Source organism: Rhizobacter sp. P2_G4, assembly GCF_056403575.1.
In genome coordinates this window covers 444,502-467,526 of the sequence record NZ_JBFUFG010000004.1, presented here as the reverse complement: position 1 = coordinate 467,526, position 23,025 = coordinate 444,502, and the positions used below count along the sequence as shown (strand labels likewise).

At 65.4% G+C, this 23,025-nt stretch carries 27 protein-coding genes and 1 riboswitch; of the genes, 21 read left to right on the top strand and 6 right to left on the bottom strand.

The window, feature by feature from the left end; translation table 11 throughout:
- Nucleotides 1–187 precede the first annotated feature (187 nt).
- Nucleotides 188–1,747, bottom strand: a complete 1,560-nt coding sequence (locus AC1DYS_RS18150) for a UbiD family decarboxylase (protein WP_477901625.1) — start codon at nt 1,745–1,747, stop codon at nt 188–190.
- A gap of 232 nt (nt 1,748–1,979) precedes the next feature.
- Here AC1DYS_RS18150 and AC1DYS_RS18145 point away from each other — a divergent pair, with 232 nt between their 5' ends.
- The 21 genes from AC1DYS_RS18145 to tolA all read left to right on the top strand — a co-directional run bounded on the left by AC1DYS_RS18145 (nt 1,980) and on the right by tolA (nt 19,842).
- Entirely contained in the window at nt 1,980–2,888 is a 909-nt protein-coding gene (locus tag AC1DYS_RS18145; protein ID WP_477901623.1) for a lytic transglycosylase domain-containing protein, read from the top strand.
- 39 nt (nt 2,889–2,927) lie between these two features.
- Nucleotides 2,928–3,053, top strand: a riboswitch (ZMP/ZTP riboswitch).
- Nucleotides 3,054–3,108: 55 nt separating this feature from the next.
- Complete coding sequence (gene glyA, locus AC1DYS_RS18140; protein WP_477901621.1) at nt 3,109–4,359, top strand: serine hydroxymethyltransferase; 1,251 nt, start codon at nt 3,109–3,111, stop codon at nt 4,357–4,359.
- Nucleotides 4,360–4,411: 52 nt separating this feature from the next.
- Nucleotides 4,412–4,855, top strand: coding sequence for a transcriptional regulator NrdR (nrdR, locus tag AC1DYS_RS18135; RefSeq protein WP_477901619.1), 444 nt, complete (start codon nt 4,412–4,414; stop codon nt 4,853–4,855).
- A 116-nt stretch (nt 4,856–4,971) separates the two neighbouring features.
- Nucleotides 4,972–5,829 carry a hypothetical protein gene (locus tag AC1DYS_RS18130; RefSeq protein WP_477901617.1) on the top strand — a complete coding sequence of 286 codons (858 nt, stop codon included), beginning with the start codon at nt 4,972–4,974 and terminating at the stop codon, nt 5,827–5,829.
- Between the two features lie 127 nt (nt 5,830–5,956).
- Nucleotides 5,957–6,517 carry a GspH/FimT family pseudopilin gene (locus AC1DYS_RS18125; protein WP_477901615.1) on the top strand — a complete coding sequence of 187 codons (561 nt, stop codon included), beginning with the start codon at nt 5,957–5,959 and terminating at the stop codon, nt 6,515–6,517.
- Nucleotides 6,518–6,526: 9 nt separating this feature from the next.
- On the top strand, nt 6,527–6,964 hold the full coding sequence (locus tag AC1DYS_RS18120; RefSeq protein ID WP_477901613.1) for a type IV pilin protein: 438 nt from the start codon (nt 6,527–6,529) through the stop codon (nt 6,962–6,964).
- Nucleotides 6,961–7,614, top strand: a complete 654-nt coding sequence (locus tag AC1DYS_RS18115) for a PilW family protein (protein ID WP_477901611.1) — start codon at nt 6,961–6,963, stop codon at nt 7,612–7,614. The genes AC1DYS_RS18120 and AC1DYS_RS18115 overlap by 4 nt, the downstream gene beginning before the upstream one ends.
- Nucleotides 7,611–8,795: a PilX N-terminal domain-containing pilus assembly protein gene (locus tag AC1DYS_RS18110; protein WP_477901609.1), complete on the top strand. Its 1,185-nt coding sequence runs from the start codon at nt 7,611–7,613 to the stop codon at nt 8,793–8,795. The genes AC1DYS_RS18115 and AC1DYS_RS18110 overlap by 4 nt, the downstream gene beginning before the upstream one ends.
- 8 nt (nt 8,796–8,803) lie before the next feature.
- A complete protein-coding gene (locus tag AC1DYS_RS18105; RefSeq protein WP_477901607.1) occupies nt 8,804–9,904 on the top strand; it encodes a type IV pilus modification PilV family protein in 1,101 nt (366 codons plus the stop codon).
- Between the two features lie 28 nt (nt 9,905–9,932).
- Nucleotides 9,933–11,057: a bifunctional diaminohydroxyphosphoribosylaminopyrimidine deaminase/5-amino-6-(5-phosphoribosylamino)uracil reductase RibD gene (gene ribD, locus AC1DYS_RS18100; RefSeq protein ID WP_477901605.1), complete on the top strand. Its 1,125-nt coding sequence runs from the start codon at nt 9,933–9,935 to the stop codon at nt 11,055–11,057.
- Nucleotides 11,058–11,078: 21 nt separating this feature from the next.
- Complete coding sequence (locus tag AC1DYS_RS18095) at nt 11,079–11,705, top strand: riboflavin synthase (protein WP_477901603.1); 627 nt, start codon at nt 11,079–11,081, stop codon at nt 11,703–11,705.
- Between the two features lie 45 nt (nt 11,706–11,750).
- Nucleotides 11,751–12,845 carry a bifunctional 3,4-dihydroxy-2-butanone-4-phosphate synthase/GTP cyclohydrolase II gene (gene ribBA / locus AC1DYS_RS18090; RefSeq protein WP_477901601.1) on the top strand — a complete coding sequence of 365 codons (1,095 nt, stop codon included), beginning with the start codon at nt 11,751–11,753 and terminating at the stop codon, nt 12,843–12,845.
- Nucleotides 12,846–12,856: 11 nt separating this feature from the next.
- Nucleotides 12,857–13,321: a 6,7-dimethyl-8-ribityllumazine synthase gene (gene ribH, locus AC1DYS_RS18085; RefSeq protein ID WP_477901599.1), complete on the top strand. Its 465-nt coding sequence runs from the start codon at nt 12,857–12,859 to the stop codon at nt 13,319–13,321.
- Nucleotides 13,240–13,821: a transcription antitermination factor NusB gene (gene nusB / locus AC1DYS_RS18080; protein WP_477901924.1), complete on the top strand. Its 582-nt coding sequence runs from the start codon at nt 13,240–13,242 to the stop codon at nt 13,819–13,821. Before ribH ends, nusB begins: the two co-directional genes overlap by 82 nt.
- Nucleotides 13,822–13,839: 18 nt before the next feature.
- The gene (locus AC1DYS_RS18075; RefSeq protein ID WP_477901597.1) at nt 13,840–15,024 is read left to right on the top strand and encodes a pyridoxal phosphate-dependent aminotransferase; all 1,185 of its coding nucleotides are present in this window, start codon (nt 13,840–13,842) and stop codon (nt 15,022–15,024) included.
- Between the two features lie 147 nt (nt 15,025–15,171).
- Nucleotides 15,172–16,866, top strand: a complete 1,695-nt coding sequence (locus tag AC1DYS_RS18070; RefSeq protein ID WP_477901595.1) for a serine/threonine-protein kinase — start codon at nt 15,172–15,174, stop codon at nt 16,864–16,866.
- On the top strand, nt 16,863–17,258 hold the full coding sequence (locus tag AC1DYS_RS18065; protein WP_477901593.1) for a TssQ family T6SS-associated lipoprotein: 396 nt from the start codon (nt 16,863–16,865) through the stop codon (nt 17,256–17,258). Before AC1DYS_RS18070 ends, AC1DYS_RS18065 begins: the two co-directional genes overlap by 4 nt.
- A gap of 37 nt (nt 17,259–17,295) precedes the next feature.
- Nucleotides 17,296–17,739, top strand: coding sequence for a tol-pal system-associated acyl-CoA thioesterase (ybgC, locus tag AC1DYS_RS18060; protein WP_477901591.1), 444 nt, complete (start codon nt 17,296–17,298; stop codon nt 17,737–17,739).
- A 25-nt stretch (nt 17,740–17,764) separates the two neighbouring features.
- The gene (gene tolQ / locus AC1DYS_RS18055; RefSeq protein WP_047494367.1) at nt 17,765–18,484 is read left to right on the top strand and encodes a protein TolQ; all 720 of its coding nucleotides are present in this window, start codon (nt 17,765–17,767) and stop codon (nt 18,482–18,484) included.
- A gap of 86 nt (nt 18,485–18,570) precedes the next feature.
- Entirely contained in the window at nt 18,571–18,999 is a 429-nt protein-coding gene (gene tolR / locus AC1DYS_RS18050) for a protein TolR (protein WP_477901589.1), read from the top strand.
- 3 nt (nt 19,000–19,002) lie between these two features.
- Nucleotides 19,003–19,842 (top strand): cell envelope integrity protein TolA, encoded by an 840-nt coding sequence (gene tolA, locus AC1DYS_RS18045; RefSeq protein WP_477901587.1) that lies wholly within the window; start codon nt 19,003–19,005, stop codon nt 19,840–19,842.
- A 6-nt stretch (nt 19,843–19,848) separates the two neighbouring features.
- Here the strand turns inward: tolA and AC1DYS_RS18040 are convergent, their stop codons facing one another.
- The 5 genes from AC1DYS_RS18040 to AC1DYS_RS18020 form a co-directional block, all read right to left on the bottom strand.
- Nucleotides 19,849–20,193, bottom strand: a complete 345-nt coding sequence (locus AC1DYS_RS18040) for a DUF2845 domain-containing protein (RefSeq protein WP_477901585.1) — start codon at nt 20,191–20,193, stop codon at nt 19,849–19,851.
- A gap of 198 nt (nt 20,194–20,391) precedes the next feature.
- Nucleotides 20,392–20,850, bottom strand: a complete 459-nt coding sequence (locus tag AC1DYS_RS18035; protein WP_047494359.1) for a DoxX family protein — start codon at nt 20,848–20,850, stop codon at nt 20,392–20,394.
- 103 nt (nt 20,851–20,953) lie between these two features.
- Nucleotides 20,954–21,751: an HvfC/BufC family peptide modification chaperone gene (locus tag AC1DYS_RS18030; protein ID WP_477901582.1), complete on the bottom strand. Its 798-nt coding sequence runs from the start codon at nt 21,749–21,751 to the stop codon at nt 20,954–20,956.
- Nucleotides 21,748–22,599, bottom strand: a complete 852-nt coding sequence (gene bufB, locus AC1DYS_RS18025) for an MNIO family bufferin maturase (protein WP_477901580.1) — start codon at nt 22,597–22,599, stop codon at nt 21,748–21,750. Before bufB ends, AC1DYS_RS18030 begins: the two co-directional genes overlap by 4 nt.
- A gap of 43 nt (nt 22,600–22,642) precedes the next feature.
- Nucleotides 22,643–22,918, bottom strand: coding sequence for a BufA1 family periplasmic bufferin-type metallophore (locus tag AC1DYS_RS18020; protein ID WP_477901578.1), 276 nt, complete (start codon nt 22,916–22,918; stop codon nt 22,643–22,645).
- Nucleotides 22,919–23,025 lie beyond the last annotated feature (107 nt).

The following is a 23,025-nucleotide window of genomic DNA, read 5'->3' as shown; positions in this document are numbered from 1 at the left end:
CCTCTCGACCTTGCGGTGAGAGGGGGCGGATGGCTGACGCCACCATTTCGGGGCTCCAGAGGAAGTGGGTCCGGGGCTCCTGTAGCGCAGGGACTGCGCCGGTGAGATTACCTGCATGCAGGCATCTCAAAGCTAGGTGAGCCGCTTCGGCAATGCCAAGTGAGAACCGCTATGGCTCATCACCGCTTCATTGAGCCGGCTTCATCAGCGCGTCGAACAGATGGGCGACTCGCTGCTCCACGCTGGAATCCATGCGGATGTTGCGTCCCCATTCGCGGCTGGTTTCGCCTGGCCATTTGTTCGTGGCGTCCAGCCCCATCTTGCCGCCCAGGCCGCTGACCGGCGAAGCAAAGTCGAGGTAGTCGATCGGCGTGTTCTCCACCAGCGTGGTGTCACGCACCGGGTCCATGCGGGTCGTGATGGCCCAGATCACGTCTTGCCAGTTGCGAATGTCCACGTCGTCGTCGGTCACCACGATGAACTTGGTGTACATGAACTGCCGCAGAAAGCTCCACACGCCGAACATCAAACGCTTGGCGTGGCCGGGGTAGCTCTTCTTGATGCTGATGATGGCCATGCGGTAGCTGCAACCTTCGGGCGGAAGGTAGAAGTCCACGATCTCGGGAAACTGCTTCTGAAGGATCGGCACGAAGACTTCGTTCAGCGCCACGCCAAGCATCGCCGGCTCGTCAGGCGGCTTGCCGGTGTAGGTGGAGTGGTAGATCGGATTCTTGCGCCGGGTCAGACGGGCGATCTCGAACACCGGAAACCAGTCTTGCTCGTTGTAATAACCGGTGTGATCGCCGAACGGGCCCTCGAGCGCATACAGATAGCCGCCGACCTCTTTCAGTGCCACGCCATGCGCGCTGGTGCCGGTGAAGCCTTTGGCGGCGATGGGAATGTGGCCTTCGAGCACGATCTCGGCGCTGGCGGGTGCCTGCAGCATGACGCCCTGATCGCCGACTGATGTGTCGGTGACTTCGGTACGGCTCCCTCGAAGCAAGCCGGCGAACTGGTACTCCGACAAGGTGTCAGGCACCGGTGTCACCGCGCCCAGAATGGTCGCTGGGTCGGCGCCCAGCGCGACCGCGATCGGAAATGGACTGCCGGGATTGGCCAGTGCGAAGTCGCGGAAGTCAAGCGCCCCGCCCCGGTGGGCGAGCCATCGCATGATGACTTGGCGCGGACCGATGACCTGCTGCCGATAGATGCCCAGGTTCTGTCGTTTGCGGGGGTTCGGCCCGGATTGCGGCCCCCGCGTGATGACGAGGCCCCAGGTAATCAAGGGAGCCACGTCGCCGGGCCAGCAGGTCTGGATCGGCAACTCGCCGAGATCGACCTCGGTGCCTTGCAAGACCTCTTCTTGACAGCTCGCGCCGCGGACTGAGGCCGGCTTCATGTCCCACAGGGCCTTGGCCATCTGTAACAGCTTGCCGGCGTCCTTGAGCCCTTTGGGTGGCTCCGGCTCCTTCAGGCTGGCCAGCACACGGCCCACGTCTCGAAGCTCATTTACCTCGGTAGCACCCATGCCCAAAGCGACACGACGAGTTGTCCCGAAGAGGTTCGTCAAGGCCGAAATTTTGTAACCGTCGGGGTTTTGAAACCACAGTGCCGGACCACCGGCACGCAACACGCGGTCGCTGAGCGCTGTCATCTCGAGCCGCGCAGACACTGGCTCTGCGACCCGTTTGAGTTCGCCAAGGCGTTCCAGACCACTCATGAAGTCCCGCAAATCCCGGTACTTCATAGCTTTGAGTTATTAAACATGCCGGCCTAATGCTTGACTGGTTATGATCGGTCTTCCTAGAATCCGCGACCCTGACGTAGACCAGGGGAAACCCGCACCATGACTCACCCCCGAGACACATGGTGCAACGCTGCCTAATTCGCGGCAAATTCACGCTGCGGATTATCACTGTCACATTCCAGTCGCTTGCCCTCGGGCCAAGCACAGGAGGGACAGAGAAGAAAGGAGTGACATGACAGCGCTTAAAAATCTAGTTTCGCTGCTGAAAGCGGCCCGCCAATCGGCGACGCGCTCCAGCGCTGTGTTCTTGAGTGACGTGGGCCATGGCCTGCTGGAAGTCAGCCACAACACCCTGGCCTTGCTCGGCTTGTTGCTCGTCTCGGCACTGCTGTTCATTGCCGGCCAGCGCGAGCTGCGCCACGCCGTGGAACAACGCACGCTGACTTGGTTGCAAGCCCGCCACGAAGCCCGTACCGAAGGCACCCTGGAAGCTCTGGCCGACTTGAGCGAGCCCGATGCCATCGCCCGGGCAACCGCATACGACCCCAAGGATCTCACCCGCCAGCAAGCAGCGGTGGCCATCTGGTTGTCGCGCCGCTATCACGTGGCACCCGAACCGGTGAGCCGTCTGGTGAAGGAGGCGTGGACGGTGGGCGCCAAGGCCCATTTGGAGCCGACGCTCATCCTGGCAATCATGGCCATTGAGTCCAGCTTCAACCCCTTCGCCCAGAGCCCAGTGGGCGCCCAAGGCCTGATGCAGGTGATGACGCAGGTTCACGACGACAAGTACGAAGCTTTCGGCGGCAACCACGCGGCCTTTGATCCGGTAACCAACCTGCGCGTCGGCGTGCAGGTGTTGAAGGAATGTATCGCGCGCGCTGGCAGCATCGAAGCCGGACTGCGCTATTACGTAGGAGCGGCCAATCTGACCGACGACGGTGGTTACGCCGGCAAGGTGCTAGCCGAGCAGGATCATCTGCGTCTGGTGGCCGCCGGCAAGTCGATCTCGGTGACTGCGCCGCTGATCGTGCCGACCACGCCTGTGACGCTGCCCGCGACCGTGACCGGGCCGGACGTCGACACACGGCCTGCAGCCGCCAGCGACAAGCAGACCAACGAGCAGATCGCACTGCTGCGCTGAGCTTTTTCACCCGCCGCGCGCGGGTGCCGCGGTACACTTCACCCGCTGCGCGACTGGCGATAGAGGCTCATGGCACATGCCACGGAGCTGAGGTGGTGAACCACTGGGAAGCGCGGCCCGCCCCGGGTGCCGGGGCCGGTTCAGCCGTTCGCCTGGGCAGCCCCGAGGTCGCATCCACGATGCGGCTTGCCGAGGGACTTCTGACACAGAGGACTGCCACATGTTCGACCGCGCTCAATCCACCATTTCCAATGTCGACCCCGAGTTGTGGTCTGTCATCCAGCGCGAGAACCAGCGCCAGGAAGACCACATCGAGCTGATCGCGTCTGAAAACTACGCCTCGCCTGCCGTGATGGCTGCGCAAGGCACCCAGCTCACCAACAAATACGCCGAGGGTTACCCGGGCAAGCGTTACTACGGCGGTTGCGAATACGTTGACATCGCGGAGCAGCTGGCAATCGACCGCGTGAAGCAGCTCTTCGGCGCTGCGCATGCCAACGTGCAGCCCAACTCCGGTTCGCAGGCGAACCAGGCTGTGTTCTTCGGACTCCTGCAGCCCGGCGACACCATCATGGGCATGAGCCTGTCTGAGGGCGGCCATCTGACGCACGGCATGCCGCTCAACATGAGCGGCAAATGGTTCAAGGTCGTGAGCTACGGGCTCGACGCCAACGAAGCCATCGACTACGACGCGATGGAGCGCCTGGCCCACGAGCACAAGCCCAAGCTGATCATCGCCGGGGCCTCGGCCTACAGCCTGCGCATCGATTTCGAGCGGTTCGCCAAAGTCGCCAAGGCCATCGGCGCCTACTTCATGGTCGACATGGCGCACTACGCCGGCTTGATCGCCGCGGGCGTATATCCGAACCCCGTCCCGCATGCCGACGTGGTGACGTCCACCACGCACAAGAGCCTGCGCGGCCCGCGCGGCGGCATCATCGTGATGAACGGCGAAGCCGTTGCCAAAAAGGTCAACAGCGCCATCTTCCCCGGCATCCAGGGCGGCCCGCTGATGCACGTGATTGCCGCCAAGGCGGTGGCCTTCAAGGAAGCACTCTCGCCCGAGTTCAAGCAATACCAGCAGCAGGTGGTGAAGAACGCCGCCGTACTGGCCGAAACCTTGACCCAGCGCGGCCTGCGCATCGTGAGCGGCCGCACCGAGAGCCATGTGATGCTGGTCGACCTGCGGCCCAAGAACCTCACCGGCAAAGAGGCCGAGGCCATCCTGGGCTTGGCGCACATGACGTGCAACAAGAACGGCATCCCCAATGACCCGCAAAAGCCGATGATCACCAGCGGCATTCGCCTCGGCTCACCGGCGTTCACGACCCGCGGCTTCAAGGAAGAACAGGCTCGGGTCACGGCCAATCTGATCGCCGACGTGCTGGACAAGCCGCATGATGAAGCCAACATCGCGGCCGTGCGAGCCAAGGTCGCCGCGCTGACGAAAGACTTCCCGGTCTACAGATAAGCCGAGAAGGGGTCGCTGAGCGACCCCGCCCTCGTTTTTGGCGAAGCCGCTCATGCGCTGTCCTTTCTGTTCCCACGAAGACACCCAGGTCGTCGAGACGCGCGAGTCCGACGAAGGCGATGTCGTGCGCCGCCGGCGCCGCTGCCAGAGCTGCGACAAGCGTTTCACGACCTACGAGCGCGCGGAAATCGCCCTGCCCTCTGTGGTCAAGAAAGACGGCACGCGGGCCGAGTTCGACATCGGCAAGATTCGCGCGTCGATGACCTTGGCGCTGCGCAAGCGCCCGGTCAGCGTGGAGCAGATCGACGCCGCCATCGAGCGCATGCAGGACAAGCTGCTCAACAGCGGTGCGAAAGAGGTGGCCTCGACCCGCCTCGGGGAACTGGTGATGCGAGAACTCAAGCGCATCGACAAGGTCGCCTACGTTCGCTTCGCCTCCGTCTATCGCAGCTTCGAAGACGTGGACGAGTTCCGCCAGCTGATTCGCGACATCTGACGGCTTCCAGCCGTTCCCGATGCGTTGATGCCTCACCCGCGCAACGGAACAAGTCCTACAACGCCCTCCGCGCCAAAGCGTCAACATCGGGCGTTGCCGTTCGGAGTCATCGAGCTTTGAGTTTCATTCGCCCCTTCGCTGCCTGGATGGTCGCGTGCGCGGTCGCCCTTCCCGCCTTGGCCGAGCCGCCAGCAGGCGTGGCCCTGCGCGAGCGCCAAGCGCAGCTCGCTCCAGAACTCGTACACAGCCCCTTCGGCAGGCCGCTGAAACTGGTTTCCACCGAAGCGGGCGAGCAACTGCAAGGCAGCATCGACGCTGTCGTCTCCCAGCCGTATGCACTGGCGCGCGAGCATCTGCAGCAGCCGCAGGTCTGGTGCGAGATCTTGATGCTGCACATCAACACCAAGCAGTGCACCGCCTCGGCCGGCACCGTGGCGGTGAACATCGGCCGCAAGCTCGACCAGCCGCTGAGCGACAGCTACCGCGTGAATTTCACGCTGCAACCTCTCGAAGCCAGCCCTGACTACCTGTCCGTGCGGCTGAGCGCTGCGAGCGGCCCCTTCAGCACGCATGACTACCGCATCCAGTTGCAGGCCATCCCGCTCGAAGGCGGCCAGAAGACCTTTTTGCACCTGGACTACGCCTACGCCTACGGGTTGACGGCGAAGCTGGCCATGCGCGGATATCTGGCCACCGTGGGATCGGGCAAGGTCGGCTTCACCAAAGAGAAGCCTGGTGCCAGCTCGCCGTACATCGGCGGCATGCGCGGCGTGGTCGAACGCAACACCATGCGCTACTACCTGGCGATCGACGCGTACCTCGCCTCGCTGACCGCCCCGCCGGCACAGCAACGCACCCAGCGCATGGAGGCATGGTTCGCTGCCACCGAGCAATACGCGACACAGCTGCATGAACTCGATCGCGACGACTACCTGGCAATGAAGCGCCGCGAGTTCACCCGCCCGGACAGCTGACCGCTGGGAAGGCGAAGCCCCCCCTGCCGGGTGCCCCCACCAGAGGCCCGGTGTTTCCCCCCAGCGGTGGAAGCTGGAACGACCTGCATTTCCTACATTGGATGCAGTTCAAACACAGGGGGAAAACATGCAAACAACAAGCTCACGCGGTCATGCCAGAAAGTCGGCTCACGGCTTCACATTGATCGAAACCATGGTCGTGGTTGCCATCGCCGGCATCGTGATGACGACAGCCATGCCGTCTTTCGGCAACCTGATCGATACCCGCCGCATCGACGGCGTGGCCACGCAGATGGCAAGCGATCTGCAATTTGCCCGATCTGAAGCCGTGTCACGCAACCAGGCCGTGCGCGTGAGCTTCAAGGCCGATGCAAGCACCGGCTCGACTTGCTACGTCATCCACACCGGCTCGGCGGATCAATGCCAGTGCACCGCTGCCGGACCGGCGCAGTGCGAAGGCGACGCACAGCAGATCAAGACGGTTGCGCTCGATTCCACACAGCGCGTCAGCCTGCAAGCCAACGTGGGCTCGGTTCTGTTCGACCCGTTGCACGGTACCGCCAGCCCCACCGCCACCCTGCGCGTGACCGGCCCRCAGAACCGCGCGGTGCACCACACCGTCAACATCATGGGCCGCGTGCGCTCCTGCTCGCCGCAGGCCGCGATCTCCGGCTATCGCGCTTGCTGAGGAACTGCCATGAACAGCAACACGCAACGCGGCTTCACCTTGATCGAGATGGTGGTGGTGACGGCCATCGCCGGCATCCTGGCGGCCACCGCCTACCCGAGCTTCGCCGGCCCGCTCTTCAAGGCACGGCGTACCGATGGCCTCACTGCTCTGCTCCAGCTGCAGATGAGCCAGGAGCGCTGGCGCTCTGACCACAGCAGCTACGCAAGCATCGCCGACCTGAAGATCAATGCCACCACGTCGATGGGCTACTACCAGCTGAGCGTCATCGACATCTCGACCACCGGGTTCACCGCCACGGCGACCGGCGCAGGCACGCAAGCCAAAGACAGCGCCTGCAAAGTCCTGCGCCTCGTTGTCGAGGGCGGCAACACGATCTACGCATCGGGCACGAGCGAACAAGCGGCCAACTCCGGCGCCGACAACAAGCGTTGCTGGAACCTATGAACACCCGCGCTCGTCAGCGTGGCTTGTCGATCGTCGAGCTGATGGTGGGCATCGCCATCGGTCTCGTGATCGTGGCCGCCGCCTTGCTCACGCTCACGCACCACTTGCGCGAGAACCGCAGCCTCATCGTCGAAGCGCGCCTGATGCAAGACCTGCGCACCGCTTCGGACCTGGTCGCACATGACCTTCGCCGCGCCGGCTACTGGAACCGCGCAGGCGACGGCGTGTGGCACGCCTCCGGCAGTCCGCTCCAGGCCAATCCCTACACCGCACTCAACGTCTCCGACGAAGCAACCAGCTTCTCGTATGCACGCAGCGAAACAGACAGCCACGACTTCGCCTACCGCCTTCGAGACAGCGTGATCGAAATGCGCATCGGCAACGGAAGTTGGCAGGCCATGACGGACAGCGGTACCTTGCGCGTTGCATCGTTCAGCATCACACCCCACGCACAAGACATCGTGCTCGACGGCTTCTGCGCCCGGCCTTGTGCGGCGGGAAGCAGCAACACCTGCCCGCCCCGCCAGCAGCTGCGCAGCTTCGCGGTACACATCGAGGCCAAGGCTGCGACCAACCCCGAGGTCAGCCGCACCGTGCAGGCCACGGTCCGCCTTCGCAACGACGCACTCAGCGGCGCGTGCCCAGCATGAAATCGCACTCACTCACCGCCCAGCGCGGCGCGGCCACCCTGGGCATTGCGCTGATGATGGTTTTCGCCATCTTGCTGAGCGTGGCGTTCGCCAACCGCAGCATGATCTTCGAAGCCAAGACCTCGGCGAACCAGTACCGCGCAGCCCAGGCTTTCGAGGCCGCCGAAGCGGGCTTGGAGTGGGCCATCGCGCAACTCAACCACGATGTCCCGATCGGTGACGACTGCCTGCCCAGCAAACAGGCTGCGGCATCGCCGTTTCGGGAGCATGGCGCCGCCGTCTTCGAGGCTGCCTGCGTCGAGAACGGTGGCAACTGGGCCTGCAGCTGCCCGGCTTCGGGCGCGCCGCAACCGGTCGGCGCGGGCAGCAGTGCACTGGCTTTCGCGATTAGGCTTGCACCAGCAAGCCAAGCCGGCCTGCTGCAGCTCACGTCGATCGGGTGCAGCGACGGCACTGCCGCCTGCCTCAGCGGCAGCTCGAACGGCTCCCGTGCACAGGTACAGGTACTTGTCGGGCGTCTGCCGGGCTTGGACAGCCCGCCCCCCGCAGCCCTGACCGTGCGTGGCACATCCAGCTTCAACTCGCCTACGCTCGTTGTTCGCCACTCAGACCCGCGCTCAGGTGGCATCACTGTGCACAGCGGCGGCAGCGTTGACAGCGCACGACTTCAGCTCACCAGCAGCCCTGGCACTCCTGTAGCCGCATCGGTGATCGACGACGATCCCGCGCTGGCGCAGCTCAGCGTGCAAGGCCTGTTCGCAAGCGTCTTCCGCATGGACAAGGCAACCTGGCGTGCCCAGCCGACCGTTCGCATCGTGGACTGCAAGAGCGCCTGCGACCAGTCACTCGCGCAAACTCCCTACACCTCGCTGATGTGGCTCGATGGGGGCTTGAAGCTCGACACACCGATCGTGCTCGGCACGCCCGAACGCCCAGTGCTTCTCGTGGCCGACGGCCCCGTCGACATCCATGCCAACGCCATCATCCACGGCGTCGTCTACACAACGTCAACCAGCTGGACCGACACCGCCGGCGCATCGGTCAACGGCGCCGTGCTGGTCGAAGGCAATCTGCAAGCCACCGGTGCCACACAGATCGACCACAACGCCGCGCTCCTCAAGGCCCTGCATGACCGCACTGGCAGCTACGCCCGCGTGGCGGGCAGCTGGCGCGACTTCTGAGAACCGTCATGAACGCATCCTCACGTCGCCGCCAACGCGGCATCACCTTGGTCGAAGCGCTCGTCGGCTTCCTCGTGCTGTCGATGGGCGTGCTGGGAGCCGCTCGTTTGCAATCGTGGCTGCGGCTGAACGGCGACATCGCTCGCCAGCGCACAGAGGCCGTGGGCCTGGCCCAACGAGATATCGAGCAGGTGCGCGAGTTCGCCAATGCAGCGGCCTTTGACGGCATCAGCGCGCATCAAGCAACTTCGAGCGACACGCCCACCACCTACACGCTCACGCGCACGGTGATGCCAGCGTCAGATGCATCGCTCAAGCGCAATCAAGTCGTGGTGAGCTGGCTCGACCGCAGCGGCACGACGCAGGCCATTCAGCTGCAATCGAATCTGTCGAGCACGGCGCCGATCTACTCGGCTGCGCTCGCCATCGCTCCGCAAGACCAGGTGTTAACACCGCGTCACCACCTGCCCGCCGGCGCCAAGGTGCTGAGCGAAGGCCGCAGCGTGGTGAAGCCTTCAAGCCACAGCACCATCGCCTGGATCGTCAACAACGCCACCGGCCTGGTGATCAGCCAGTGCAATGTCCGCGCATCGCTGGCCGTGCGCGAGATCACCAACGCCGAGCTTACCGAATGCACGGCAGTATCCGGCAGCCTGCTCAGCGGCTACATCCGCTTCTCACTCTCCACCGCGCCGGACCCAGTGCTCGCCAACGACAAGCCGATGCCGCTTGCCGTGAACCTGCTGCTCGAGCCCAGCCCCACCACCGCGCCGCGTTGCGAAACCGACACCGCGGCGACGTCCATCGCGTACACCTGCCTCGTGCCACAGGCGTCATCGGACGGCGGTTGGTCGGGTCAGCTTCGCATCGTCCCGGAAGGCTGGGCGATCGGCAACACCGCCACCACGTTCATGGTCTGCCGCTACAGCGCCGACCACGATGGCAACGGCCGCATCGATCACAACGACGAGCACCCGGATCGCTACACCCGGGTACTGGGCTACCTCGGCCAACAGAACTACCTTGTCGTGCGGGGTCAAGCCAGCTGCTCGAGCGCCGTTCCGCCGCACAATGACGCCTCCGTGGCCACCGTTCAGCACCAACCTTGAACGACGTGGCCGCTTCAAGGCCACGCCGATGAACACCGCCACCTTTTCCCCTGCCGACCAGGCCTTCATGCGTGAAGCCCTGGCACTCGCTGCACAGGGCTTCGCCCTGACCGAGCCGAATCCACGCGTCGGGTGTGTCATCACCTCGCCCGACGGCCACGTGCTGGGCCGCGGCCACACCCAGCAAGCCGGTGGCCATCACGCCGAAGTGATGGCCTTGCGCGATGCCGCCGAGCGCAAGCACGATGTGCGCGGTGCCACGGCCTACGTCACGCTCGAGCCCTGTGCGCACCATGGCCGCACGCCGCCTTGCTGCGACGCACTCGTCGCTGCAGGCCTCGGCCGCGTGGTGTCGGCGATGCAAGACCCGTTTCCGCAGGTCGCCGGCGAAGGCTTGAAGCGCCTGAAAGCCGCAGGCATCGATGTGCAACTCGGCCTCATGGCCGATGAAGCACACGAGATCAACATCGGCTTCTTCTCACGCTTGCTGCGCAAGCGCCCATGGGTCCGGCTCAAGACCGCCGTCTCGCTCGATGGCCGCACCGCTTTGTTGAACGGCGTAAGCCAATGGATCACCGGCGACCTCGCCCGCGCGGACGGCCACGCTTGGCGCAAGCGCGCGAGCGCCGTGCTCACCGGCGTGGGCACGGTGCTCGAAGACAACCCGCGCCTCGATGTGCGCCTGGTGGAAACGCCCCGCCAACCACTGCGCGTGATCGTCGACTCGCGGCTCGACACGCCGGCGTCGGCGCGCATCCTGGAGCCGCCCGGCCCGGTGCTGATCTACGCCGCCAGCCCCGACAAGCCACGCAAGGAAGCGCTCGTTGCGCGCGGCGCCGAGATTGCACTCGCCCCCGGCGCGGACGGCAAGGTCGATCTGGCCAGCATGCTGGCCGACCTGGCCCAGCGGGGTGTCAACGAACTTCACGTGGAAGCCGGCCACAAGCTGAGCGGCTCCTTCGTGCGCGAAGGTCTTGTGGATGAATTTCTGATCTATCAGGCACCCAAGCTGCTCGGCGATGGGCAGGGCCTCGCCTCGTTCGGCCCCATCGAACGCCTGGACGATGCGCTTGCGCTACGCTTCGTGAGCATCGAACGCCTGGGCGATGACCTGCGCCTCATCGCACGCCCACCCGGGCGCGAACACTTCTGATTCACCCTACCCTTCACAACCATGTTCACAGGCATCATCACCGGCCTCGGCCGCATCGTCGAAGCGAAGTCCCTGGGAGCGAACCCGTCGCACGGCAAGCAGCTCGTGCTGCAGGCGCCGGCCGGCTATCTCGATGATGTGCAGCTCGGCGACAGCATCTCGCTCAACGGGGCCTGCATGACGGTCACCAGCTTCGACACACCGACCCAGCGCTTCACCATCGACATCTCCGCCGAAAGCCTGGACAAGACCGCCGGCTTGAGCGAACCCGGCCCGGTGAATCTCGAGAAAGCTCTGCGCGCACACGACCGCCTCGGCGGGCACATCGTGAGCGGCCACGTCGACGGCATCGGCCACGTGGAGTTCTTTGCAACGGTCGGCGAGTCATGGGAGCTGCGCATCCGCTCGTCCAAGGCCCTGGCCAAGTTCCTGGCCTACAAGGGCTCGATCACCGTCAATGGCGTCAGCCTCACCGTCAACCGCGTGACCGATTTGGCAGATGCGTGCGAATTCAGCATCAACCTGATCCCTCACACGCTGGAGAACACGACCCTGGGCACGCTGAAGGTCGGACAGGCCGTCAACCTCGAGATCGACCTCATCGCGCGCTATGTGGAACGCATGCTGACGCCAGGCGTCTCGGGCTAAGAACCCAGCCCTGCCAGCGCCAGACCGGGCACCTACAATTGATGGATGCCCATTTCCCCGGTTCCCGAATTAATTGCTGAGCTCGCGGCCGGCCGCATGGTCATCCTCGTCGACGAGGAAGACCGCGAAAACGAAGGCGATCTCGTGCTCGCCGCCGACCTCGTGACGCCCGAGGCCATCAATTTCATGGCGCGTTTCGGCCGCGGCCTGATCTGCCTCACGCTCACGCGCGAGCGTTGCGAGCGGCTCAACCTGCCGCCGATGGCCACGCGCAACGGTAGCCAGCACGGCACGGCATTCACGGTGTCGATTGAGGCCGCCACCGGCATTGCCACCGGCATTTCGGCAGCCGATCGCGCCCGCACCATCCAGGCCGCAGTGGCGCGCGATGCGCAGGCCAACGACCTGGTGCAACCGGGCCACGTCTTTCCGCTGCAAGCCAAGGACGGCGGCGTGCTCATGCGTGCCGGCCACACCGAAGCCGGTTGCGACCTCGTCGGCATGGCCGGCCTGAGCCCCGCCTCGGTGATCTGCGAGATCATGAACGACGACGGCACCATGGCCCGTCTGCCCGATCTCCAGATCTTCGCCAAGGAACACGGCCTGAAGATCGGCACCATTGCCGACCTGATCGGCTACCGCAGCCGCAACGAAACGCTGATCGAACGCGTGAGCCAACGCAAGCTCACGACGGCTCAAGGCGTGTTCGACTGCACCGCTTACCGCGACCGCACCGGAGGCGTTCATCTGGCGCTGAGCCATGGCCCCGTGCGCACCGACGAAGAAGTGCTGGTGCGCGTTCATGAGCCCTTGTCGGTGCTCGACCTGCTCGACGCCGGCGCCTGCAGTCACTCCTGGCCCCTGCCCAAGGCACTGCAAACCTTGCAGGCCGCTGGCCGTGGCGTGGCCGTGCTGTTGAACTGCGGTGACGATCCCGGCACCCTGCTCGCCCGCCTCGGCACGCCGGCCGACACCGAGCCCGTGCGTGGCCAGATCGACCTGCGTACCTATGGCATCGGCGCGCAGATCCTGCGTGAGCTGGGTGTGACCAAGATGAAGCTGCTGGGCAGCCCACGACGCATGCCCAGCATGACCGGCTACGGCCTCGAAGTCACCGGCTTCGTTGCTCCGGAACACTGAAAGAAAAACACATGCAAAACGCAGACAAGGGCCAGGCCGCCGATCTGGACGGCACCGATTTGCGAATCGGCATCGTGCAAGCCCGATTCAACGAGAAGCTCACGCAGCAACTCGCCTCCTCGTGCATCGCCGAACTCGAAACGCTGGGCGTAGCCGCCAAGCACATCCGCCACGTGACGGTACCTGGGGCGCTCGAGGTGCCGATCGCACTGAACGCGATGGCGCAGAGCAACCGCTTCGACGCTCTCATCGCGCTCGGCTGCATCATTCGTGGCGAGACCTATCACTTCGAACTCGTGGCGAACGAAAGCGGCACCGGCGTCAACCGCGTGGCGCTGGACCATGAGATTCCGGTCGCCAACGCCATCCTCACCGTTGAAAACGAGACACAGGCCTGGGCCCGTGCCGAAGAGAAAGGCCGCGACGCAGCCCGCGTGGCGGTCGAGATGGCCAATCTGCTGGAAGACCTTTCGTGACCGCTGAAGCACCCAAGAAGAGCGCCCCGGCCAAACGGCCCGCGGCCAAGACGGCACGTCCCAAGTCATCGCGCCGACGCTCGCGCGAATTCGCCGTGCAAGGCCTGTACGAGTGGCTGGTGTCCGGTGCCGAGGCCAGCCTGGTCGACGCTCACGTGCGCGAGCAAGAGGGCTTCGACAAATGCGACAGCGCGCACTTTGATGCGCTGCTGCACGGCTGCATCGCCGAAGCGTCCGACATCGACGCCGCACTCACGCGCCATGTCGACCGCAAGACCAGCGACCTGTCGCCGGTCGAGCACGGCGTGCTGATGATCGGCGTCTACGAACTCAAGCACTGCATCGACATCCCCTACAAGGTGGCGATCAATGAAGCGGTCGAACTCGCCAAGAGCTTCGGCGGCACGGACGGGCACAAGTACGTGAACGGCGTGCTGGACAAGGCAGCGGTGGACCTGCGGCCGGTGGAAGTCGAGGCGTTTCGCGCCTCTCGGCGTTGATCAGCTGCTGATACGCCGATGAAGCTCGCCGGCCGCCTCGACCACATCGAGCCCTTCTATGTGATGGAGTGCGCCAAGGCCGCGGCGGAGCTGGCGGCCAGCCCCGAGTGCGATCCGGCACGCGGCGGCACGCCGATGATCTTCCTGAACATCGGCGAGCCCGACTTCACAGCGCCGCCGCTAGTGCAAGAGGCTGCGCTGCGCTGCCTGAACCAGGGCCGCACGCAGTACACCCAGGCGACCGGCCTGCCCGCACTGCGCGAGCGGCTGAGCCGGTGGTACGCCGAACGTTTTGGTGTCGATGTACCGGCGCGGCGCATCGTCATCACGGCCGGCGCTTCTGCCGCATTGCAGCTGGCCTGCCTCGCACTCGTCGACCGCGGAGACGAGGTGTTGATGCCCGACCCGAGCTACGCCTGCAACCGCCATTTCGTAGCGGCTGCTGATGGCACGCCGGTGTTGTTGCCATCACCGCCCGAGCATCGATTCCAGCTTGACGCCGCCGGCGTCGAAGCCGCGTGGACCGAACGCACGCGAGGCGTGCTGCTGGCTTCGCCCTCCAACCCCACCGGCACCTCGATCGCCCGCGACGAGATGGCTCGCATCGCCCAGGCCGTGCGCAGCCGCGGCGGCTTCACGATGGTCGACGAGATCTACCTCGGCCTGAGCTTCGACGATGCCTTCGGCCACAGTGCGCTCACCCATGGCGACGACATCATCTCGATCAACAGCTTCTCCAAGTACTTCAGCATGACGGGCTGGCGGCTGGGCTGGCTGGTGCTGCCCGAGGCACTGGTCGCGCCGGTCGAGAAGCTCGCGCAAAACCTCTACATCTGCGCCTCGTCGGTGGCCCAGCATGCGGCGCTGGCCTGCTTCGAGCCTGCGTCGATCGCCGAGTACGAGCGCCGCCGCGATGAATTCCGCAAGCGCCGCGACTTTCTCGTGCCTGCACTGAACGCCCTGGGCCTGCGCGTGCCTGTGATGCCGGACGGCGCGTTCTATGCCTGGGCCGACTGCTCGGCCCACTCGAACAGCAGCTGGGATTTCAGCTTCGACATGATGCGACGTGCGCACGTGGCCATCACCCCGGGTCGCGATTTCGGCCCGCATGCGGGCGAGCGCTACGTGCGTTTTTCCTATGCCAGCAGCATGGACAGCTTGCGAGAAGCCGTCTCAAGACTGCAAACTGCATTGGTCGTGTAGTGCAAAACCTCACAGCCAGTTTCGTGACGGGGTGTTACTAATGCGCGAACGCGGTGCTTTTTGGTGCCTTTGCGCACCCCGCTTGCTCTAAGCTCATACGATGGTGGTTGCTTACTGCCCCGTTGAATGACGAATCCAAGTTCTTCCATGTCCGGCTTAGCCTCTGAACCGTCTCCATCCGGCCCGAACGGCAGCGCTCCCTCCGCCGATTCCGCGCCCTGGAGCGATACCGACATGGGCGGCCTGCCGGCACAGCCTGCGGCCGCGTTCAACGCGAACCCGCCCAACAAGGCCGCCGACCAGTTGCCGACCATCGGCCACATCGGCCGCTATGCACTCAAGTACCAGATCGGCGAAGGCGGCCTCGGCCGCGTGTACGCCGCGCACGACCCGCTGCTGTCGCGCCTGATCGCCATCAAGACCCTGAACCTCGAGATCGCCGCTGAAGAGCGCGAGTCCTTCAACGCCTTGTTCCTGAACGAAGCGCGGGCTGCGGGCGGCCTCAGCCACCCGCACATCGTCACGGTGTTCGACGCCGGCGTAAGTGAGCAAGGCGCCTACATCGCGATGGAGCTGCTGAAAGGCCGCGACCTGCGCCAGCTGCGCCTCGAAGGATGGAAGCCCACGCCCACGCAGGCCGCGCTGGTCGTGCGCCGGGTCGGTGATGCGCTGGCCTACGCGCATTCCAAGGGCGTGGTTCACCGCGACATCAAGCCGGCCAACATCTTCATGGTGGGTCGCACGCAGCCGCGCGTGCTCGACTTCGGCATTGCACGCGTCGCCCATCACCACGAGCACACCGATGGCGACATCGCTGGCGGCTCGCCGTACTACATGTCACCCGAGCAGGTGCGCCAGCAGCCGGTCGACCGCCGCTGCGACGTGTTCTCGCTCGGCGTGGTGCTCTATGAGCTGCTGACCGGCACGCGCCCTTTCCGCGGCGCCTCGCTGAAGGAAATCACCGACGCCGTGGTGGAGTTCGTGCCGCCACCAGCGCACGAGGTCGACGCGACCGTGCCCAAGGCCCTCTCCGACATCGCCGCACGCGCGATGGAGAAGAACCCCGACGACCGCTACCGTTCGGCCCGCGCCCTGTCGCGCGAGCTGCGCCATTGGCTCGAAGAGCACGCCCAGGAGACCGCTGACCCCGCCGATGAGGCGCCTGCGCCGACCAAGAAGCCGCTGTGGATCGGTGGTGCCGTGGCTGCTCTGCTCGTGGCTGGCGTGGCTTGGTGGGCTTTGTCGTCTCACTCGGGTTCCACAGAAGTGGCTCCAGAGGCTGCGCCGGTTGCGATTGCTCCGCCGCCTGTGGCCTCAGCAGCAGCATTGCCGCCTCCCGTGGCGGTGGTTGCCGCGCCTGCGCCCGCACCCGTCGATGCCTCGGCTTCGGCTGCGGCCAGTGCGCCCGCCCTCGTCGCCACGGCATCTGCTCCCGCCGTTGTCACGCCGCCTCCCGTGGCGGCCGCGCCGGTCGTCGCACCGCCACCTGCAGTCGTCGCCGAGACACCCCGTGTCGCTCAGGCCCCCGTGGCCAAGCCACCACCGGTCTTGCTCAAGGAAACCCCCAAGGAACGACGCGCCCGCGAGGCCCGCGAGCGTGAAACGCGCCTCGCTGCGGCTGGCCCGGCCGCCACCGGGGTGCTGCACCTAGCCATCAGCCCATGGGGCCAGGTCGAGGTCGACGGCAAGCCGATGGGCACAGCGCCACCGCTGAACGAGCTGACGCTCAGCGAAGGCCGCCACACGATCACGATCCGCAACGACGAATTCCAGCCATACACATCGAGCGTCACCGTTGTCCCGGGCCAGCCGGTCTCACTCAAATACCGCTTCGGATCATGAGAACTCATCAGGCTCTCGCGCTCGTTCCCGTGCTGGCCGTGCTGCTGACAGGCTGCGTCACGCCGCCTCCGGCGCCCCCCGTGGGCCTGCTCGATGTGACCTCACGCCCCGCCGAGCGGGCCCTGCAAAGCGGCATCCGCGCCTATGAAGACGCGCAGTACGCCGAGGCCGAGAAGCAGCTGAACCTCTCGCTGCAAAGCGGGCTGGTCTCGCCGCGCGACCGCGGTGCCGCCCACAAGACGCTGGCCTTCATCTACTGCACCAGCAACCGCGTCGTCGAGTGCGAAGCCGAGTTCCGCGCCGCCAAGAAAGACGACCCGAACTTCACGCTGAGCAAGTCGGAACAGGGCCACCCGCTGTGGGGGCCGGTCTACAAGCGCGCGCAGCCATAATCGCAGGTTGCGGCACCTTGCCGCTTACCCTGCGTAAATGACAGCAACCAGCCCCCATCATCACGCGCACGACCTGCGCATCTACTGGGAAGACACCGACGCCGGCGGCGTGGTGTTCTACGCCAACTACCTCAAGTTCTTCGAGCGCGCACGCACCGAGTGGCTGCGTTCGCTCGGCTATGAGCAAGAGGCCTTGCGTACGCAGACCGGCGCCATCTTCATCGTCTCGCAGACCAGCGTGCGCTACCTGCGCCCGGCCCGGCTCGATGATCTGCTGACCATCACCGTGCAAGTCGAACATGCGGGCCAGGCCAGCATGAACATTGCTCAGGTGGCCTGGCGCGGCAACGAGCGGCTGGCCGAAGGCGAGATCCGCATCGGCTGCGTGGACGCCACGAGCTTCAGGCCGCGCCGCATCCCCGAACACTTGTTGCAGGCACTGGCGGAACAAGTGCTGCAATCGGCCCCTCTCACCCCATGACCACCAAGAAACCGGGAACCGCTGAATGAACCAAGATCTTTCCATCGTCGGCATGGTGTTGAATGCGAGCTTCGTGGTCCAGCTCGTCATGGTCGGCCTGCTGCTGGTCTCACTGGCAAGCTGGACGGTGATTTTCGGCAAGCTTTTCGGCCTGAAGCGTGTGCGCTCGGTGAACGAAGAGTTCGAGCGCGAGTTCTGGGCCGGCAAGAACCTCAACGACCTGTACAACGACGCCGGCCGCCGCGTCGAGGGTGCACCGATGGAACGCATCTTCGCCTCGGGCATGCGCGAGTTCCTGAAGATGCGCGAGCGCCGCGTGGTCGACGGCGGCGTGCTGCTCGATGGCTCGCGCCGCGCGATGCGCGCGAGCTTCCAGCGCGAACTCGACGTGGTGGAGTCCAACCTCTCCTTCCTCGCCTCCGTCGGCTCGGTGTCGCCCTACGTGGGCCTGTTCGGCACGGTGTGGGGGATCATGCATGCCTTCGTCGGCCTGGCTAACCTGACGCAGGTGTCGCTTGCGACGGTGGCGCCCGGCATCGCCGAGGCATTGGTGGCCACGGCCATCGGCCTGTTCGCTGCCATCCCTGCGGTGATCGCCTACAACCGCTTCGCGCGCGACATCGACCGCATCGCGATGCAGATGGAGACCTTCATCGAAGAGTTCTCTAACATCCTGCAGCGCAACGCCAGCCAGCCTCTGCCGCCCGTGGGCGCCGGCACCGGCCCTGTCCCTGGAGGCCGCTGAGATGACAACCCCTCACGCTCACCTTCGTTCGCTGCCCCCCAAGGAGGCGCAGGCCTCCTTTGGGGCGGCCCGGCAGGAGACCTGACATGCCCGCCGTCACCCCGATGCGCGGTGGGTCCCGCCGCCGCACCATCAACGAGATCAACATGGTGCCCTTCATCGACGTGATGCTGGTGCTGCTGATCATCTTCATGGTGAGCGCGCCGCTCATCACGACGGGTGTCGTCGATCTGCCGAGCGTGGGCAAGAGCAAGCAGCAGCCGAGCAAGGTCATCGAGGTGGTGGTTGGCAAGGACGAAGCGCTTCGCTTGCGCGTGGACAACAAGGACGTCTCGACGATGACGCTCAAGACCCTGGCTGACCGCGTGAGCGCGGCGCAGGGCGGCGATGCGCAGGCCCCCGTCGTCATCTCGGCCGACAAGGCGGTGAAGTACGAAGCCGTGGTGCGCGTGATGGACCTGCTGCAGAAGGCCGGCGTGCAACGCGTGGGCCTGTCGGTGAAGAACAACGGCTGAGCGATGCGAAATTCCACGTTCCAGCGCGAGGACCTGATGCCGAAGACTTCGGACGGCACCGGCCGCGGCTTCGCGCTTGCGACGCTGGTGCACATCGGCCTGATCATCGCCATCGCGTTCGGCGTGAGCTGGCGAGTGAGCGAGCCCGAAGGTGTGGAAGCCGAGCTGTGGGCCGCCGTGCCGCAGGTGGCCGCCCAACGGGACGTGGCGCCCGAACCCAAGCCAACGCCCAAGCCCGAACCAAAACCAGAGCCGAAGCCCGAACCGAAACCCGAGCCCAAGCCTGAACCGAAGCCAGAGCCCAAGGTGCAGGCACCCGACCCGCAGATCGCCATCGAAAAAGAGAAGCAGGAGAAGGCGAAGAAGGTCGCGGAGGCCAAGCGCGAGCAGGAAGAGAAGGACAAGCTCGAGAAGAAGAAGGCACAGGAAGAGAAGGCGAAACTCGCCAAGGCCGAGGCCGACAAAGAGAAGCAACTCGACGAGCAGCGCAAAAGGAATCTGGCCCGCATCCAGGAGATGATGGGCGTCGATGGCGGCAGCCAGAACAGCACCGCCGCACGCTCCGCGGGCCCGTCGGCCGCCTATGCAGGGCGCATCAAGGCGCGCATCAAGCCCAACATCCTGTTCACCGACAGCATCGACGGCAACCCGATGGCTGAAGTGGAAGTGCGTGTGGCACCCGACGGCACCATTCTCTCGAGCAAGCTCACCAAGAGCAGCGGCGTCAAGGCCTGGGATGACGCGGTACTGCGAGCCATCGAGAAGACGGAGATCCTCCCGCGCGACACCGACGGAACGATCCCGCCCACAATGGTGATCGCGTTCCGCCCACGCGACCTCTGATGTCGCTCAGTGCGGCGTGCGCCCGTACTCGATCGCCTGAACGACGCCGGCTCGGAACCGCACCGTGACCATCAGGTTGCCGGGCCCGCGGTCGTACAGCCACTCGTCCACCTTCTGGCAGGGCAAGTAGGCACTGGCAAACGGCTCGGGCACGGGACGCGGGTTGTCGCCGTAGAACACCGGCGCGCAGAAACTGTCCCTGAGCAGAGGTTCGCCGCATTTGTAGGTGACCGACACGCGCGAGTCGCCTTCCGTCGCCGTGCCGCGGCTGCAGCTGAGCGACTCCGCATGGGCCGGGAGCCACACGAGCGCCGCCAGGGCTGCGACGGCGACGTGAACTCGGATACGCATGGTGACCTCTTCTCTGTCGATGCCTGACCTTCAAAGCGCAGGGACGCCGGTGACGACATCCCCGCTTCCGATGAAATCAGTTTGCACCTTCGTCACGGCCCGGTCGGCAAAGAGGTTTTCGACCAAGCTGCAAGCGGATTCTTGGCCTCTCAAACGCGATGCAGGCGCATCGCGTTGACTCGAGCAGGCCGCGAACCCTCAAGGACGCATCAAGCGCGGCTCCAGCACCCGGTCGAGTGACCACTTGCCCGGTCCCCACAGCGCGAGGCCGATCAACAGGCTGCCCCACAGCTGGTGCTGCTGCAAGGCGGCCGGCGCGATCTCAGCGAGGCTGATGACGGCCACCACGTTCATCACCGACAAGCCCAGCGCCGCAAAGCGCCCGGCCAGACCGAGCAACAACAGCACCGGCAGCACCAGCTCCCCGGTGGTCCCGGCGAAGGCGGCCAGCGTGGGCGACAGCAGCGGTACCTTGTACTCGTCGTTGAAGAGCGCGAGCGTGGTGTCCCAGTCGTGGATCTTGGTCAGGCCCGACAGAAAGAACGCCTGCGCCACATAGAAGCGCGCGCCCAGTTGCGCCAGCGGCTGCAGCGCCTCGAGTGCGGCAACGAAGCGGTTCCACAAGGACAGCAACGGGGTGAGGACGGCAGTGTTCATCGGAGGCTTTCGTTCGGGTCGGTCTTGCGAGCCAGCCGCAGTGCGCAGCGCTCATATCTTGGTCGCCCGGCAGCGCGATACCTTGCAGCCGGCGCGCGATAAATCAAACCAGCGGCTTCACTCGCGTCAGCCAGCCGCGTTGCAAGGCCTGCACCAGCCAGTGCTCGAACTCGAAACCTTCGCCGGCCTCGGCCATTGCTTGTGAAAGCGTGTCGCCGCGCAGCAGACTGTGGGTCCAACGCGCGCTGGCAGGGTCGACAGCCAGCACCGTTCCGCGCCATCCGGCGCGCGCCACCAACGCCCGTTCGCCTTCGCCGGCAACCAATGCGCGGCGGGCCTTCTCGCGGTGCGTTGCGGCCTCGTCGCCCGGCTGGTGCGCCAACCACAAGCTCACGATGGGGTAGGCACTCTCGAGCACCGCCAGCCCAGGCATCAGCTCGATGCAAAGCGCAGACGGGTCGACTTCAGCCAGCAGATTCAGCGTGGCCGGGTCGGCCTTCCCATCGACCGCGCGCTCGGCCAGGGCCAGCAGCCAATCGAGCCGTGCCACGTCCCTCAGATAGGGCACATCAGCGAGCTGCTCGCTGTCGGCGATGAAGGCCGACAGCGCCTCGCCGAACCACGCCAGGTCGCCACGCAGCGGTGGATTGGCATGCCAGAACGCGCGCGCCATCGCCGCAAACGACTCTTCGCCGACCAGCGCCTGCACAGTGGGGAAAGACGCAGCCAGCGCCCGCTCGGCCGACGCTCCGGCGTTGGCCTGATAGGCCTGCATGCCACGCTGTCTGCGCGTATCGGCATGGCTGAGCCAGCCTTGCAACCCGCCCCCATCGCGCGTCAGCAACGAGCTCATCAGCGCCTGTTGACGCTCACGTTCACGCTGAAGTTCGGCGTCGTTCATGCCGTCTCGCGCATCAAGGCGGCGGCGGTGTTCGCCTCGCCGAGCAAGACGTCGAGCGCAGGCACATCGGTGTCCCACTCCACCAGCGTGGGCACCTGGCCGAGACGCTGCGCCGCATGGCGATAGACCTGCCACACCGGCTCGTGCACCCGGCTGCCGTGGTCGTCGATGACGATGTCGCCCATGTCCTTGTAGCCGGCCAGGTGGATCTCGCCGACGGTGTGCGTGTCGATCGCATTGACCCAATCGCAGGCCGCGCGCACCACGTCGCGCTCACCGTCGTTGAGCGCATTCACCACCAGGTTGTTGACGTCGAGCAGCAAGCCGCAGCCGCTGCGGCGCGCCAGTTCATTGAAGAACTCGGGTTCGCTGAAATCACGGTCGGCGAACGCGAGGTAGGCGGAAAGGTTTTCCACCAGCAGCGGCCGCTTCAGGCGGTCTTGCACCTGCGACACGTTGGCCACCATGATGGCCAGGGACGCCTCTGTGAAGGCCAGCGGCAGCAGGTCATTGCCATGCAGCACGGGCCCGCCCGGGCGCTGCGGTGCGCGCGCAAAACTCGCGTGGTCGGACACCCGCACCGGGTCGATGCGGTCCACCAGCCGGGCCAGCCGCTCGAGGTGCCACGGGTCCAGCCCGACCGCCGACCCGAGCGACAGGCCCACGCCATGCAGGCTCACCGGGTAGGCCGACCGGGCCTCGTGCAGCACGGCCAGCGCTGCGCCGCCATCGGCAAAGAAATTCTCGGAATGCACCTCCACGAAGCCGAGGTCCGGGCGCCGCTCCAGCAGCTCGGCGTAGTGGGGTTGGCGCAGGCCAACGCCTACCGGCATGCTGGAAGCGGCCACCGCGTTCACGTGCAGAGCGACCGAGCGACTTGCTCGATGCGACTTACTTCTTCATCGCCTTCTTGGCTGTCTCGGCATCGGTGCCGCCCATGTCCTTGCAGGTGCCCTTGGCGACGTACTTCCACTCGTCAGCGCCCTTGTCGGCCTTGGATTGCCCGGCGCACGAGTGCGAGCCTGAGAGGTTGGCGCAATCGTTCTGGCCGGCCTTGGCGACGCCGAAGCACTTTTCCTTCGCCTTCTCTTCAGCGGCGGCTTGGCCGATCAGGCCGAGGGCGAGCACGGAAGCCAGTGCGGACGAAGCGATCAGACGTTGGTTCATGAACTATCTCCTTGAGTGGGGTGGAAGGTGTCGCAAACGAGTGAGACGACCCGCCTCTGTCGGGGCCCGTTAGGGCTTCTTACAGCGGCCCCACCATCATCTCAAAA

Excerpts from the sequence above, each read along its gene's own strand:
- AC1DYS_RS18150 (WP_477901625.1), bottom strand. The coding sequence starts at position 1,747 with ATGAAGTACCGGGATTTGCGGGACTTCATGAGTGGTCTGGAACGCCTT.
- AC1DYS_RS18145 (WP_477901623.1), top strand. The coding sequence starts at position 1,980 with ATGACAGCGCTTAAAAATCTAGTTTCGCTGCTGAAAGCGGCCCGCCAA.
- glyA (WP_477901621.1), top strand. The coding sequence starts at position 3,109 with ATGTTCGACCGCGCTCAATCCACCATTTCCAATGTCGACCCCGAGTTG.
- nrdR (WP_477901619.1), top strand. The coding sequence starts at position 4,412 with ATGCGCTGTCCTTTCTGTTCCCACGAAGACACCCAGGTCGTCGAGACG.
- AC1DYS_RS18120 (WP_477901613.1), top strand. The coding sequence starts at position 6,527 with ATGAACAGCAACACGCAACGCGGCTTCACCTTGATCGAGATGGTGGTG.
- AC1DYS_RS18115 (WP_477901611.1), top strand. The coding sequence starts at position 6,961 with ATGAACACCCGCGCTCGTCAGCGTGGCTTGTCGATCGTCGAGCTGATG.
- AC1DYS_RS18110 (WP_477901609.1), top strand. The coding sequence starts at position 7,611 with ATGAAATCGCACTCACTCACCGCCCAGCGCGGCGCGGCCACCCTGGGC.
- AC1DYS_RS18105 (WP_477901607.1), top strand. The coding sequence starts at position 8,804 with ATGAACGCATCCTCACGTCGCCGCCAACGCGGCATCACCTTGGTCGAA.
- ribD (WP_477901605.1), top strand. The coding sequence starts at position 9,933 with ATGAACACCGCCACCTTTTCCCCTGCCGACCAGGCCTTCATGCGTGAA.
- AC1DYS_RS18095 (WP_477901603.1), top strand. The coding sequence starts at position 11,079 with ATGTTCACAGGCATCATCACCGGCCTCGGCCGCATCGTCGAAGCGAAG.
- ribBA (WP_477901601.1), top strand. The coding sequence starts at position 11,751 with ATGCCCATTTCCCCGGTTCCCGAATTAATTGCTGAGCTCGCGGCCGGC.
- ribH (WP_477901599.1), top strand. The coding sequence starts at position 12,857 with ATGCAAAACGCAGACAAGGGCCAGGCCGCCGATCTGGACGGCACCGAT.
- AC1DYS_RS18075 (WP_477901597.1), top strand. The coding sequence starts at position 13,840 with ATGAAGCTCGCCGGCCGCCTCGACCACATCGAGCCCTTCTATGTGATG.
- AC1DYS_RS18070 (WP_477901595.1), top strand. The coding sequence starts at position 15,172 with ATGTCCGGCTTAGCCTCTGAACCGTCTCCATCCGGCCCGAACGGCAGC.
- AC1DYS_RS18065 (WP_477901593.1), top strand. The coding sequence starts at position 16,863 with ATGAGAACTCATCAGGCTCTCGCGCTCGTTCCCGTGCTGGCCGTGCTG.
- ybgC (WP_477901591.1), top strand. The coding sequence starts at position 17,296 with ATGACAGCAACCAGCCCCCATCATCACGCGCACGACCTGCGCATCTAC.
- tolQ (WP_047494367.1), top strand. The coding sequence starts at position 17,765 with ATGAACCAAGATCTTTCCATCGTCGGCATGGTGTTGAATGCGAGCTTC.
- tolR (WP_477901589.1), top strand. The coding sequence starts at position 18,571 with ATGCCCGCCGTCACCCCGATGCGCGGTGGGTCCCGCCGCCGCACCATC.
- tolA (WP_477901587.1), top strand. The coding sequence starts at position 19,003 with ATGCGAAATTCCACGTTCCAGCGCGAGGACCTGATGCCGAAGACTTCG.
- AC1DYS_RS18040 (WP_477901585.1), bottom strand. The coding sequence starts at position 20,193 with ATGCGTATCCGAGTTCACGTCGCCGTCGCAGCCCTGGCGGCGCTCGTG.
- AC1DYS_RS18035 (WP_047494359.1), bottom strand. The coding sequence starts at position 20,850 with ATGAACACTGCCGTCCTCACCCCGTTGCTGTCCTTGTGGAACCGCTTC.
- AC1DYS_RS18030 (WP_477901582.1), bottom strand. The coding sequence starts at position 21,751 with ATGAACGACGCCGAACTTCAGCGTGAACGTGAGCGTCAACAGGCGCTG.
- AC1DYS_RS18020 (WP_477901578.1), bottom strand. The coding sequence starts at position 22,918 with ATGAACCAACGTCTGATCGCTTCGTCCGCACTGGCTTCCGTGCTCGCC.